The organism is Ktedonobacter sp. SOSP1-52, assembly GCF_016587395.1.
The window spans coordinates 386,687-400,804 of sequence record NZ_BNJH01000006.1; the positions used below are offsets into that span (position 1 = coordinate 386,687).

Annotated in this window: 11 protein-coding genes; 7 read left to right on the plus strand and 4 right to left on the minus strand. The window is 50.5% G+C overall.

From position 1 onward, the window contains the following. Nucleotides 1-91: 91 nt before the first annotated feature. Entirely contained in the window at nucleotides 92-283 is a 192-nt protein-coding gene (locus tag JMJ16_RS46825; protein ID WP_201392847.1) for a hypothetical protein, read from the minus strand. Between the two features lie 23 nt (nucleotides 284-306). Continuing rightward, nucleotides 307-1,179: a manganese catalase family protein gene (locus JMJ16_RS46830; RefSeq protein WP_201392849.1), complete on the minus strand. Its 873-nt coding sequence runs from the start codon at nucleotides 1,177-1,179 to the stop codon at nucleotides 307-309. 239 nt (nucleotides 1,180-1,418) lie between these two features. Here JMJ16_RS46830 and JMJ16_RS46835 point away from each other — a divergent pair, with 239 nt between their 5' ends. Then, a complete protein-coding gene (locus JMJ16_RS46835) occupies nucleotides 1,419-2,465 on the plus strand; it encodes a chemotaxis protein CheB (protein WP_201392851.1) in 1,047 nt (348 codons plus the stop codon). Nucleotides 2,466-2,616: 151 nt separating this feature from the next. After that, nucleotides 2,617-6,414 (plus strand): CheR family methyltransferase, encoded by a 3,798-nt coding sequence (locus JMJ16_RS46840; protein WP_201392853.1) that lies wholly within the window; start codon nucleotides 2,617-2,619, stop codon nucleotides 6,412-6,414. Nucleotides 6,415-6,508: 94 nt separating this feature from the next. Here JMJ16_RS46840 and JMJ16_RS46845 read toward each other — a convergent pair whose 3' ends face one another. Together JMJ16_RS46845 and JMJ16_RS46850 are read right to left on the minus strand one after the other, a co-directional pair. Further along, nucleotides 6,509-6,967: a hypothetical protein gene (locus JMJ16_RS46845; protein WP_201392855.1), complete on the minus strand. Its 459-nt coding sequence runs from the start codon at nucleotides 6,965-6,967 to the stop codon at nucleotides 6,509-6,511. Nucleotides 6,968-7,175: 208 nt separating this feature from the next. Then, nucleotides 7,176-8,906: a helix-turn-helix transcriptional regulator gene (locus tag JMJ16_RS46850; protein ID WP_201392857.1), complete on the minus strand. Its 1,731-nt coding sequence runs from the start codon at nucleotides 8,904-8,906 to the stop codon at nucleotides 7,176-7,178. Nucleotides 8,907-9,330: 424 nt separating this feature from the next. Between JMJ16_RS46850 and JMJ16_RS46855 the strand changes: the two genes are divergently transcribed. The 5 genes from JMJ16_RS46855 to JMJ16_RS46875 all read left to right on the plus strand — a co-directional run bounded on the left by JMJ16_RS46855 (nucleotide 9,331) and on the right by JMJ16_RS46875 (nucleotide 14,093). Next, complete coding sequence (locus JMJ16_RS46855) at nucleotides 9,331-10,473, plus strand: carboxylate-amine ligase (protein WP_201392859.1); 1,143 nt, start codon at nucleotides 9,331-9,333, stop codon at nucleotides 10,471-10,473. Between the two features lie 87 nt (nucleotides 10,474-10,560). Beyond that, nucleotides 10,561-11,289 (plus strand): type 1 glutamine amidotransferase, encoded by a 729-nt coding sequence (locus tag JMJ16_RS46860; protein ID WP_201392860.1) that lies wholly within the window; start codon nucleotides 10,561-10,563, stop codon nucleotides 11,287-11,289. 165 nt (nucleotides 11,290-11,454) lie between these two features. After that, nucleotides 11,455-12,261 (plus strand): NADH-quinone oxidoreductase subunit C, encoded by an 807-nt coding sequence (locus JMJ16_RS46865; protein ID WP_201392862.1) that lies wholly within the window; start codon nucleotides 11,455-11,457, stop codon nucleotides 12,259-12,261. Between the two features lie 152 nt (nucleotides 12,262-12,413). Continuing rightward, nucleotides 12,414-12,890: an NADH-quinone oxidoreductase subunit B family protein gene (locus JMJ16_RS46870; protein WP_201393630.1), complete on the plus strand. Its 477-nt coding sequence runs from the start codon at nucleotides 12,414-12,416 to the stop codon at nucleotides 12,888-12,890. 51 nt (nucleotides 12,891-12,941) lie between these two features. Continuing rightward, on the plus strand, nucleotides 12,942-14,093 hold the full coding sequence (locus JMJ16_RS46875) for an NADH-quinone oxidoreductase subunit D (protein WP_201392864.1): 1,152 nt from the start codon (nucleotides 12,942-12,944) through the stop codon (nucleotides 14,091-14,093). The last annotated feature ends 25 nt before the right edge of the window (nucleotides 14,094-14,118 follow it).

Here is a 14,118-nt window from a genome sequence, read left to right on the forward strand (position 1 = left end):
ATATCTGCAACTCTTTTTGGGCATGAGAATAGGAAGTGAAGGTGTTTGCGGTATCTTCACTTCCTATTTTCATACCTAAAAAGAGCTGATGTTAATGTTTTTTGGTTTTCTCCTCTATGCGTTTGGCATAGTTGGGATCGCGTGTAGCTTCAGGATCAGTTGCCATACCCGCAGGTGGCTGCCCCGTCTGGGCCTTTTGATCGCCCTTGGGGTGCTCTGAATGCTCCTTTGCGCGCGCGGTCTTCTTCTCCTGATCGTCATGTTGCTTATCAAGTTCGTGCATATATTCTGTCACTCCTCTCTCGATTACACTTTTTTGTGCTTGCCGCCAGTTCGGGTGCCTGCCGTCACCGCTTGCCCCTTCCCGCCAGGTTGTACATTTGGGTGCGCTTCTAGAGGCGCGGGGGCGAGGGTAGGGATTTGCCCCAACGGCTTGGCCTCTACCTTACTGAACTGGCCATGTCCGTCAACAGATGGTCCTTCGGTGAAGCGTGCGTGATCAGGAATGGGGGCTGAGGATTGCACAAAGTATGAATAGCTAAACTCAGTCTTCTCTTGTGCCTGGGGAAAATCATTGGGAACGGGTAGCGGTTGCTCAAGCTCTTCGAGGACTGCCAGCCACTGGTTCTGATGCATGGTATCGCGAGCGATTAAGAAGGACAGCGTATCCTTCATGCCAGGGTCATCGGTCCACTCATACAGGCGTGTAACTAAGGTGCGGCCAGAGGTTTCAGCCGCTACATTGGCGTACATATCGGCGGCGATGTTTCCCGTTGAGACAATCCATGAGCCATTAAAAGGATTGCCGTTGCTATCCTCGGCCAGGGCGCCCATCGCGGAACTGATGAAGTGGCGTGGATTCATGCCACCCATGATGGCGCCAACAACGGGATTCTGAGTGATGGCCTGCTCTTGCATATGGGTTGGCGCCCCCTCTAGATTCAACGCTACAGCCGTCGCTAGCATTTCGATATGCCCGATCTCTTCGGTTCCTGTATTCAGGAGCATGTCTCTATATTTGACGGGTCCGCGTGAATTCCAGGCCTGGAAGAGGTACTGCATCATGACGCGAATCTCCCCTTCGATTCCTCCGATGGCCTGTTGTAACATTCTGGCAAACACAGGATTGGGTTTATCGACGCGCACAGGATATGCGAGATGAGGATCACTGTAAAACATAGGTCTCCCTTTCTTTACAGAGCAAGGTTGCATGAGCCAGAAAGTAGCTCGACTGGTAAAGGTATTGGAAAACCTGCACAGGTTGTTATCGAAGCTTCGAAAGAAACACGAATAGAATTGTATAGAAGGTAACATTTTGCCAGAGGGAGAGAAAACTTTTTGTGTGAGTAAATCGTGTATTTCTTTGTAGACCTGGTTATAGTAAGCCAGGAAATAGAGGTTGAAAGTTGGGGCATAAGATGGCAGGTCACGATATCATTGTTATAGGAGCATCAGCGGGCGGTGTGGAGGCATTAATGCATCTCGTACGAGATTTGCCGCCGACGCTACCGGCCTCGTTATTTATTGTCTTGCATATCTCGGCCGATGGTCCAAGCCGCTTGCCAGATATTTTGAGCCGTTCTGGCCTTTTGCCAGCGGTCCATCCAGTTGATGACGCACCGATTGAGTATGGCAAAATTTATATTGCCCCGCCAGATAATCATATGTTGCTTGAGGAGGGGCGTATTCATATCGTACGAGGGCCGAAAGAGAATCGGCATCGGCCCGCCGTAGATCCCCTCTTTCGCTCGGCGGCGCATGCCTATGGGAGGCGCGTCGTGGGGGTGGTGCTTACGGGTGGCCTGGATGATGGAACGTCAGGGCTTTTCACCATTAAACGCGAAGGTGGTATCGCGGTTGTGCAAGATCCGCGGGATGCCCTCTACGCAAGTATGCCTCAAAGCGCTCGCGAGTACGTGGATGTCGACTACATGCTCCCACTCAAAGAGATTGCACCACTTCTCACTCGTCTCGCACATGAGTCTGTGACAGATGGAAGTTTGCAAGTTCCGGCAGTATCCCTTAGCGAGTGGAAAGAAGAGAAGGTTACAACCATGGAGAAAAATGACCTCCAGAAGGAAGAGCTGAACGGAAATCCCTCGGTTTTTTCCTGTCCCGAATGCGGTGGCGTGCTCTGGGAAATGCATGATGGAAGTCTGCAACGTTTTCGCTGTCGCGTGGGTCATGCCTTTTCCGTGGAGAGCATGTTGCTTGAGCAGTCCGAATCCTTAGATAAGGCTCTCTGGATGGCTTTGAAGACGCTTGAAGAGAAAGTGGAGTTGCTCCAGCGTCTGACGAATAACGCACATGCGCATGGTAGGGCTTTACTGGCGCATGGCTTTGAGGAGCGCTTGACAGAGGCGAAAAGACATGCTCAGACGTTGCGCCATTTGCTAGTCGAAGGGGGACTGAAGCTCTCAGAACCTGAGATGGTGCGAGAACTTGAGGCTGAGCCTCCTTCCTAGGGAATGAAAGCCCCACAATTTTTACCTCTACAATACACTTCTCTCACTAAATGATTGACAGGCCTGGAAAATAGTTCTATAGTGAAGATTGGCGTATGTGTCAATCCAGGATTTCTGCATCCTTTTTTAGTTGGAAGCGAGCGTTGCCTCAATGAAAGAAGATGAACAGCAGAGGGAGTCGGCTACGGGGAACCTGATCGTCGTAGGGTCTTCGGCGGGAGGAGTGGAGGCGCTTTCTATATTTGTCAGTACCCTTGCAACTGATTTTCCAGCTCCTATTGTCCTTGCGCAACACCTCGAACCGAACCGTATAAGTTCACTTGATACCATTTTACAGCGTCGTACTCAGCTTCCCGTCGAAATAGTGACTTCGAGTAGTCGCTTGCAAGCTGGAAGAATTTATGTTGTGCCATCTGATCGCCTGGTCAGTATCCGTGGTCATTTTGTTGAAGTGCGGGAAAATCATTCCAAACGTCCACGACCATCGGTGGATATCTTGCTATCTACCGCGGCCGAGGCCTATGGTGAGCAATTGATTGCTGTAATCCTGACAGGGTCTGGCTCGGATGGATCTGTCGGCGCGGTGGATGTCAAAAATAGAGGAGGAGTGGTTGTGGTGCAAGATCCGCAGACGGCGCGCTATCCCTCTATGCCTTCATCACTACCACCTACTATTGTTGATTTCGAACTTTCCATCGAGAAAATTGGCCCCTTTCTTCAGGAACTCTTAACCGGCGAGCATCTCCAACAGGTGGGGGAGCGAACTGAAGATGTTTTGCACGATATTCTTGAGCAGGTGAGCCGCCAGGCCAGTATTGATTTTCGACCTTATAAGACATCGACTATCTTACGACGCATCGGTAGGCGCATGGTCGTGACGCATAACCGGAGCATGCAGGAGTACGCCCAATATCTTAGGACCTACCCGGAGGAGATAGGTGAACTGGTGAAGGCTTTTCTCATTAATGTGACACAGTTCTTTCGTGATGCCGAGGCCTTCTCCTATTTGAAGAGCGAGGTCCTGCCCAAACTCATCGCGCGCACGCGCGAACGGGATCGTGTTTTGCGCTTCTGGACAGCGGGGTGCGCAACAGGAGAAGAGCCCTACTCGCTGGCGATGTTGCTCACCGAGATGCTGGGCGCGGAGATGCTGGAGTGGAGCATCAAGATCTTTGCTACCGATTTAGATGAGGCTGCGATCAACTTTGCGCGCAGAGGGGTCTATGGGGAAAACCTGCTTAAGGGCATGCCTAAAGAGTACCGGGATCGCTTCTTTGAGTATACCGATCATGGCTATCGCATCTCTAAAGCCTTGCGCCAGATGGTGATCTTTGGTCAGCAAGATTTGAGCCGGAGCGCCCCCTTCCCACGTATTGACCTGGTGCTGTGTCGCAATGTCCTTATTTATTTCACTTCTGAACTCCAGGAGTATGTACTCAATCAATTTGCTTTCTCGCTCTCGCCTGATGGCTACCTATTTTTAGGGAAAGCCGAGACAGTCCGCCCAATCCAATCCTTTTATGAGCTTGTAAATAAACAGTGGAAGGTATATCGCTGCATCGGGAATGGACTTCCTTCAGTGCGCCGCCAGATTCTTACCGATAGAACAGCTTCCCACATGGAGGGGCAAGCAATGAAGCAGCAGAATAGAAATATGGGGAAACAGCATAACGAACATGAAGCCACAACGATTCCATTAGAAATAGGCCAGTTGCGGCGCTTCAATGAATTGCTCCTCCGCTTCTTGCCCATTGGTATTGTGGTCATTGATCGCTCGTATCGCATCCTGACTGTCAATGGAGCGGCACGGCGCTTGCTGGGATTGCGTGAATCGGGAACTGACCAGGATTTTCTGCATGCCGTACGGGGCATTCCCTATCACGATACACGCGCTGCCATTGATGCCGTTTTTCGTGAACGCAATGCGGTCAACCCTATCGAGGTAGAACTAGATACGGCTGTGGGAGGTAATGGACGCTACATAAGCCTCTCTATTTCATTAATGCAAATCGAAGTAGGCTCGTTTGACCTGGCGGTGGTCAGTATTACCGATGTGACGCAACAGGTGCAATTTCGTCGACAGCTAGAGACGATCCAGGCCGAGCAAGCACAATTGATGAGCGAGCTGGGAATCGCCAATAAACGCCTGAGCGATGTCAACAAAGAACTGATGGATGCCAACGAGGAGCTGCAGGTCGCCAATGAAGAATTGATGCTGACGCACGAGGAGTTGCAGGCCAGTATTGAAGAGTTTGAGACCACGAATGAAGAGCTGCAAGCCACCAACGAAGAGTTAGAGACCAATAACGAAGAGCTACAAGCCACCAACGAAGAGTTAGAGACCACCAATGATGAACTGCGCGCTCGCAGCGGCGAGTTGCAGGAAATAACCGTCACTCTGGAAAACGAGCGTACACGACTCGCGGAAATGGTGGCCTTAGCTCCCTTTTATATCCTGGTGTTGCGTGGGCCAACCCTGGTTATCGATGCCTATAATCCCCGTTACGCACCTCTTCTTGAAAAGCGGCCTGTGCATGGGCGCGCCCTTGACGAGGTCCTCGATATCTTTTTTGATCAGGGGGTAGAAATGTTGCATCTGGCGCGCGATGCGTATCGCTTCGACACAGTACGAACGTTAGACCGCGTGCTCCTTTCGCAGTCAGGAGATGAGGCAGGTGAGCAGGCGGAGGCGTATTTCACCTATACCCTAGTTCCCTCGCATGATGCGAGTGGTAAAGTAGATGGGGTCATTGTCTATGCTATTGATGAAACTAAAAAGCGTTTATTAGAAGTTGAGCATGAACGCGAGCAGTTTGAGCTTATCTTCCATAACTTCCCTGCCGGAGCGTTGGCCCTCTTTGATGCACAATCGCATCTGTTGTTGATTGCCAGCCCTCGCTATCTTGAGAGCGTGGCCCATATGACCGGTTATCCTCAGGATGCGCTTATTGGTCGAACCTGGGAAGATTTACGCCTGGCCCTTTCCTCAGAAGAACGGATTGCCCTTTGGGAGCAGGTGCTTGCAGAACGCAAAGCCATGCGCATTCCAGAGCTTTCTGTCATTGATGAGGAAGGCCATAACAGGATTATTTGGGACTATACTTTAACTCCGATTGTAGATAATCAGGCTGATAAGCAGACGCCAAAGCGCGTGCGATATATGCTCCTGGCCGCGGTTGAAGTAACCGAGCAGGTGCAGGCGCGTGAGGATATAGAGAAACTCGATAAGTTAAAGGATGAGTTTATATCTCTGGTAACGCATGAGTTGCGCGGTCCTTTAACTTCAATTCTGGGCAATGTGCAGATGCTCCAGAGGATACAGGAAAAGCAGAAAAATGCTGAGGTAGAGCGCAGCTTGCAGCAACTCGACCAGGAGTCAGGCATGCTGGAAAAGATTGTCTACCAGGTGAAGCGCATGAACAAACTCATTGCCGAGATGCTGGATGTGGCGCGCATACGAGGAGAAGTCTTTGATCTGCGTGAGAGGCAAGAAGTTAACATTGCAGAGCTGATTCGCCAGGTAATGAAGCAGTATGAGGATATTACGCGGCAAGGCCGTATTATGCTTGAAACGCCGAAAGAGGAGCTTGTGGTTTCTGCCGATAGAGATCGCATTGAGCAGGTTTTGCATAACTTGATCTCGAACGCCTTGAAATACAGCCCGGCTGATGCAGAGGTCAAAGTAGCAGTAACGTGCTGCCAGCAGGGGAAGCGCAACGAGGTGGTTGTAGCAGTACATGACAAGGGCCGGGGAATCTCTCAAGAAGATCAAACGCACCTCTTCGAGCGCTTTTATCGTGCTCACCATGAGCGCGATAAAGTAGAGGGATTGGGCTTAGGACTCTATATCACTCATGCCATTATCTCCCAGCATAGAGGCCGCATCTGGGTTGAAAGCCAACCCGGCCAGGGGAGTAGCTTTTATTTCTCGCTCCCTTATGGTGGCTAACTGGTGAAGTTGGTATGAGTGGGACGACGCTACTAAAGTACGCGTCTACATATAAAGGCGCGAGGCCCCGTATCTTTATATGTAGACGCGTACTTTAGTAGCGTCGCGAGCGTTTACGGTGGCACAACTCCTGCTCCTTGCAGGCATAATGAGTCAGCATTGTGAGTAATGTGGGCGTGCTTTTGGGAAATTGGATACAGTGTATGCCATATTCTTTTGCCCGCTTGACACAACCGTCGTTGTCTTCCTTCAAGATAAGGAAAGGCGTTTTCTGAAAATACTGGCGCTGCTCAAGTGCTGCTAAAAATGTAAGCGCATCTCCATCAGGCAGACGTGAGGCGACGACAAACGCCAGCGGATGAAGGCTGCGAACGATATTGAGTGCTTCATGGATGTTCATAGCGAAGAGCGTGTGAGTATGTATCTGTAAATAAATGGCATCACGAAGAGTGGCAGCACATGCTAAATTACTCGTGACGATCATGACAAAGGGAACTTTGCAGGGAACAAAGTGGGTGTAGTTGCTGTACTTTAGCAGGTTATCTGTGTACATCTCTCTCTCCCAACCCTCAATTTTAGAGGGAAAACATTTGCGCTACTGAACTTTCCATGGAATTACACTTCTGTCACGTGAGCTGAGCACCGAATGTAACATAAGGGAGAGAAAAGAACGTGGGGCGACGCGTGCTTTAACACGCGTCGCCCCACGTTCTTTTCTCTGCACCTGTCTACTTGCTCTAATGGATGTAGGAGATAGGCAGCTAGATTTGTACCATGGCTAGCAGTTTCTGAATTTCTCTGGTGTCGGGTTCCTCTGGCAAGAGGCGTAAGCGTTGTTCTAGGAAGGTCTGGCAACGCTGAATGGCACGAGTAAAGTAACTGGTATCATATTGGGCATCTGCATTCTCGCGGATGGCTTGTCGGGTGTGTGTAAGGGCCAACTGGAAGCACTGGTTAGCAAAGGCGTAACAGTTGGCAATCTGCTCTCTACTCTGAGTGAGTTGCGTTAAGCCCTCAGCCACTGCTCCTGCGGCAAAGGCGATCTCAGCCCAGCCCAACATATTGTGCTGAATGTTTTGTATGACGTTAGGGTTTGGCAGTTCAGGCAAAGCGAGGTGCTGTGTTGTGATCGGTTTGCGTACCAGAGCGTAAAGGGTCGCAAAAGATGAAGGCGAAAGTTGCTCTTCTCGCGCGAAGGTATTGATAATCTGTTGACAAAGGTAGCAGGCACGCGAACGCTGGAGCATGGCGGTATCCTCGTACCCACTTATCTGGGCAATCTGCGCATGTTGTTCGTAGACACGAACCAGGAACGCCAGGAGGATGTAGCAGGTCTGTTGCAGTTGCGCTGGTAATTGCCCCTCTCCAGAAAAAGCCTGCCACTCCTGGAAGAATTGCTGGCATTGTTCTTCCGCGCTTTCTAGTAAACGTGTGCATTGTGCCAGTTGTAAGACCTTGTGGCTCTCCCTTTCTTCCTGCAAGCGTTGCTGTTTCCAGGCGCTATAGTCGAGAAGGATCATGACATGGAGCATCTGGGTGAGAGAGATGCCAGCCTGTTCATGGCTTGTCTGATAGAACAACTTGCCCTGTACGCAAAAGCTAATGGCGCGTTGGAATGCCCATTCGATCTGTTCAGGAGTTTTTGGTTGTTGCGCACCTTGAATAGTAGGAAAGAGCGAGGCGTAGGTGCAGTAACTTAGCTGATGATAAAGCTGGCCTGCCATCTCCATATTGTGGCTGGCGCGCAGGTGTTTTTGCGCGTGTTCGTAGTGCGTACGCGCCTCCTCATGGGAAGTAAGCGCACGACAATCGTTGCCACAATGAAGCTCAAGAATTAAGGCGAGATCGTCATGCGCGGCGTTGTTGTCTTGCTTCTGTTCGCTGATCTGTTGGAGTGCGCGGCGGTGGAAGAGGAGCGCTGTGCGGTATTCTTGTTGCCGATAATAATTGCTTCCCACAGCATCCAGCACAAATGGGCGTAGTGAGAGGGGGCTAAGGGCCATTGCGTATTCCAGAGGGGGCAAGGCACGGGCTGGCTCCCCTTTTTCTTGCGCTACCAAGCCCTCGAAAAAGGCCTGCCGGGCATGAATAGCAAGCGGAAACGCAGTAACGGTCTGGGGAGAGAGAGACGCGAAGGCGCGTGTTAAGGTTAATAGCACATGATCTGAGCTTGCTAAGAGCAAATCCAGCAACTCGGTAAATTTCTCTTGCTCATTGGTAGCCTCTGCTAAAGAAGGTGCGAGGTGTTGGGAAGAGAGACTAAAAGTGAGCGAGCGTGTTGTCTCATCGCTATGCGTCCACTGCTCAAAGTAATGTTGAGGTAATCCCAATTGCTCCTCGAAAAAGCTCAGGGCCTGAGGAGATGGGATAATGGCATCGCGCTCAATGGCGCTAATATAGGATTTGGAGTACTGATGACTCCCCAAATCTGTTTGTGTGAAACTACGTTGCCTTCGTAATTGTCGTAAGTGCTTTCCCAACGATTCTTGCATAAGAACCTCCTTTCGACGCAGCCAACCAACTTTTGTTGAAATTAAATGCTAACTCTTCTTTTCTCATTTCCACCAGGCAATTTTTCAAAGAAATTCTTACAAAGTATAGTATATATCCTTGTTAAGGAGGTAAGTATTGCTACTTATCACACGATTCAAAGGAGGGAAAAGTGCAAAATAGAGACGGGGAGACGATTATTGGCCTGCTTGTTAAACAGGCTAATCAAGGGTGAGGAGGAGAGGCACCTTCACCTTTTTGTGTCACTTTTCCGCGTATGTCTTCGTGCCTTTCACACTGGAAAGTTTTAAAGATTTTTAAAAGCCCAGGCGAAAACGCGGCATGTGCTGAAAAAGCAATGAAGAACGCCAGGGTATCATCAGGGAAGGAGCAGCAACTTCACAATGTTGTGAAGGATATGGAAAGATGAAGAGTTATGTACCATCGCTCGGCATTGAGCAGGAATTTCAATTAGTTGACCCACGCACAGGAAATTTGTGCTCGCGGAGCCGGCGTATCCTGGCTCGAGGTAAGGGAATATTTGGGGAACGGCTCAAAGAAGAGTCAAAGCAGTGCTGTATAGAACTGGTCTCCAACGTTTGCCCAACCATTGCCGATGCCCGTACCGAAATACAGCGACTAACCAGCCTCTTAAAGAGTTTGGTGGCAGAGGAAAACGTCTCCTTAATTGGAGCTGGAACACATCCATATGCGCGCTGGCAAGAGCAAGAGGTGACGCCCAGGGAACATTATCTTCAATTAGAAGATGAGTTACAGGACCTGGAGCGCGAACTGGTGATTTACGGGTTGCATGTCCATGTTGGTATACCCATGAAATCAATGGCGCTTCCTCTCATCCAGCAATTAAGCCACTGGCTGCCTCATCTGCTGGCGCTCTCGACCAATTCTCCCTTCTGGGAGGGCCAACCCACGGGATATAAGTCATATCGCGCAAATCTCTGGCGGACAGTACCACGCACAGGCATACCCCCGGTGCTGACAGCGAATGCCTTTCATGAGTATACTGATGAACTTATCGCAATGCAATGTATTGAAAATGGTAAAGGTATTTTCTGGGACATACGCCCACACCCCAGCTTCCCCACAGTTGAGTTTCGTGTCTTTGATATGCCCTCGACGATTCAGGATGTTATTGCCCTGGCCGCCCTTTGCCAGGCCCTGGTGACAAAGCTGTACCAGCTGCAATCACGTCCAGAGCCCAACCTGGATCTGTCACGTAGCTATCTCGAAGAAAATTACTGGCAGGCCATGCGTTATGGCCTGGATGCCCAGGTGATAAATTTCGAGCGGCGTCAGCGCCTGCCTATGCGCGCGGTCATTCACCAGCTACTAGACTTTGTGGCTGATGCCGCCGTTGACCTGGGGAGCGAGGCTGAAATAGCGTATTTACGCCGCTTGCTCGAGAGCCCAGAAGGAACAGGCGCGGACCGCCAGTTGGCTCTCTATCGAAAGACGGGTGATATACAACAGGTTGCATATGCCCTCATGGATCAGACAATGGCAAAGAGCGTTTCTGAACCAGTTGGCGCATTAACTTTAAAATCATGACTGTGCGCTACTTGACGTACGCGCCTATGTAGTTGGAGATTGTGTAGATGCATACGTCAGTAGCGCACTGCCTAGAAAGTGATCTTTATGGACAAGAAGAGAATACTTGCCATTCAGCATGCTCCTGAGAATCCTCCTGGGCAGCTAGGAGGACTGCTTGATTGCTTCAATATCGAATGCATGACACTGCAAGCCAAGCATGATGAATTACCTAAAGATACCAAGGATTACAGCGCCTTGATCATTTTTGGTGGCCATGAGCATGTCTATGAGGAGAATGAGCATCCCTATATCACACGTGAAAAAGAGCTTGTGACGTATGCAATTGACCACAAAACTCCCTTTCTTGGAATTTGCTTTGGCTGTCAGGTGCTGGCCGTTGTCCTGGGGATCTCGATTTATAAGCAAGAGCCAACACGCATGGGGATGGCTGAAATAGAGCTAACACACTATGGCCAGGACGATGCCTTCTACCATGGCTTGCCGCCCCGACATACCGTTTTTCAGTGGCATGATGATAGGATTGCTCCACCCTTACCTTCTGATGTGATGCCACTGGCTGTCTCAACGGAAGGAGAACTCTTAGCGTTTCGTGCAAGTTCCCATAGCTATGGTATTCAGTACCATATCGAATTGACGCCGAAGATGTTTAACTTCTGGCTGGAGGAACCATCATCAAGAGATACCTTTATTCGTACCAATGGCAACAAGGTATTCCAGGAGACAGAGCAAGCGTGGCGCGCCTATTATCCAGATTATGAAAAGCACACCCATCAATTGTTTGAGAACTTTCTGCGCTTAAATGGGCTCCTTTAGGACGAAGATCATTGTGTAACCTTTATCCAGAGGTAGCGTGTTAGAAATAAAGTGGAAATTCTCATTACAGCTTTTGAGATGAGTTGTGGCTTTGTTAACCTCACCAGGAGATAACTGGTGTTTGGTTGGCTTATACCCATGTTTTGCGTGAGAGGGGAGATATTCATGAGCCAAGTGCCAGAACGTTTTGTGCCTCGTTATGATGGGAAGCAAGGTTCCCAGACAAAAAATGAGTCGCTGGCACGAGCACTGGAGCCGCTTACCCAGATTACGGGTCGCCCCCTGGTGTTAAAGACATTGAAAGGGAACTTTTTAAGCCTGGACGTAGAGGCCACACACCTTCTTGCATGTTGTCGTTTTCTGCGTGATCAACTTGGTTTTGATATGCTCAGCTCGCTTTCAGGTGTCGACATGCTCGACCATCTGGAGGTAGTGTATCATCTACGCTCTCTGTCACACATTCTGTTGCTTCAGCTCCGCGTACGTACATCTCATGAGCACCCCGAGGTTCCAAGCGTTGTCACCATCTGGCCCACGGCGAACTGGCATGAGCGAGAAGCCTATGATCTGCTCGGTATCCACTTCTCTGGTCATCCTGATCTTCGGCGTATGCTGCTGGATGATGATTTTGAGGGCCATCCTCTCCTCAAGAGCTTTCGCCAGGTTCCCTTCTCGCTCAATCAACAGGCCACGACTCAGGTAAGCCCTGCTATGGCTGTCGATGGACGCTTTCAGCAACAGAAGTATGAGCGCGTTGTTCAGAAACAGTTCGGCCAGGGAATGGAGGAGCGGCTCCATCCAGGAACGCCTACCTTTAGCCATACACAGCAAGATGTTCAGGAAGAGGCGAATGTGCATGCTCCTTCGAAGGCGGGCGAGTCTGTTTCGGCAAGAGGAAAGCCAGCCACCAGAGGCGAGCTGGATATTCCAGGGAGCAAGCCTGGTACTCCATTGAATTCAGCAGAGAAATAGGTGAGAAAGAGAGAGGAAGAGGCATGAGTGCGAAACAATTTGAAGAATCCGGAGCCACAAATGGGAGGTCGGCGAGGAAACCGATTCCTCTCGCTATGGCTTCAGGGCCCGATCAATATGTTCCTGGCGATCAGGATGGCCCGGTGCAGTTGATGAGCCTTGCAGATATGCTCCAATGGGCCCAGAACTGGGCACGCTCTCGCTCTGTCTGGCCCCTTGGGTATGGCCTGGCCTGCTGTGCTATTGAGATGATGGCGGCTGCTTCGGCAGCGCAATATGATCTCTCGCGCTTTGGCTCGGAGGTCTTTCGTTCCAGCCCACGCCAGGCGGATTTGATGATTGTCGCGGGGACCGTATCGGTCAAGATGGGACCACGCTTACGCTTGTTATGGGAACAGATGCCTGAGCCTAAATGGGTACTGAGCATGGGGCAATGCGCGAACTCAGCAGGTGAGTTTTATGATAGCTATTATACCGTTCAAGGGGTTGATACCATTGTGCCTGTGGATGTCTATGTCCCTGGTTGCCCCCCGCGTCCCGAGCAATTGATTGAGGGATTACTCAAGTTGCGCGAGAAGATATTAAAGCAGGGTTTGCACGTAAAAGGAGTAAATGAAGGCGATCTGTAAGCTCCTTTGCGTGATTTATCAAAGGAGCCTGGAGAAAGGAGCATCCTGCTTATGTCCACCCAGCAGGAAACGAACCAGCAAGCCACACCGATCCTGGGAGATGTCGAACCCAAAGCCCAGGAGATGTTGTTGAACATGGGACCGCAGCATCCCAGTACGCACGGGGTACTGCGCTTGGTGCTCACATTACAAGGAGAGACAATCGTTGATTGTACGCCGGTGATTGGTTACCTGCATCGAGGTATGGAGAAGATCTTCGAAAAGCGCACTTATATGCAAGGTATACGCTATACCGATAACTCTGATTATCTCTCGATGATATTGTGTGAGATTGCGTATGTGGGGGCAGTTGAGCAGGTAATGGGTCTGGAGATCCCACGCCGCGCGCAATATATACGCCTGTTAGTTGGTGAGCTACAACGCATTGCTAGTCACCTCGTCGCGGTGGGAACCTATCTCCTAGATCTTGGTGCCTCGACACCTATTATCTGGGCCTTTACCAGCCGCGAAAGCATTCTCGAACTGTTTGAGGCTCTGGCAGGCAGCCGTTTTACCGTCAATTACAATCGCGTAGGAGGAGTGCTGCACGATTTTCCACGGGGCTGGCTCAAGCAATGCGAGGCCTATCTCGACAAGCTTGAAGAGACTCTTGACAATCTCGATAAACTGATTGTCGACAACGAGATTTTCCGCGCGCGGACTCAGGGGGTTGGCTACGTTGACCAGGCCCAAGCCATCGCGTATGGTCTGACTGGCCCGATGGCCCGTGGAAGCGGCGTGAACTGGGATTTGCGTGTACACAATCCTTACATGGCGTATCGCGAGGTGCCCGTGCAAATACAGGTGCGCCAGGAGGGTGATTGTTTTGCGCGCAACATGGTGCGCATGCAGGAGATGCAGGAGAGCTTGCGCCTCTGCCGGGTGGCGATAGATAAAATGCCCCCAGGACCTATCAGTGCTCGTGTTCCTATTGCTGTGCGTCCCCAGCGTGGCGAGACCTACTTTGCGATTGAGAATAGCCGGGGCGAATATGGCTTTTACATGATCTCGGATGGAAGTGAGTACCCATGGCGGGCGAAGATGCGCGCCCCTTCATTTGTTAACTTGCAGATCTTACCCGAGATGATACGGGGTCATAATATGAGTGATGCCGTTGCTATTATTGGTAGCATAGATATTGTGCTGGGTTGTGTGGACCGGTAAAACTACGGCTACTACCGGCGTAAGT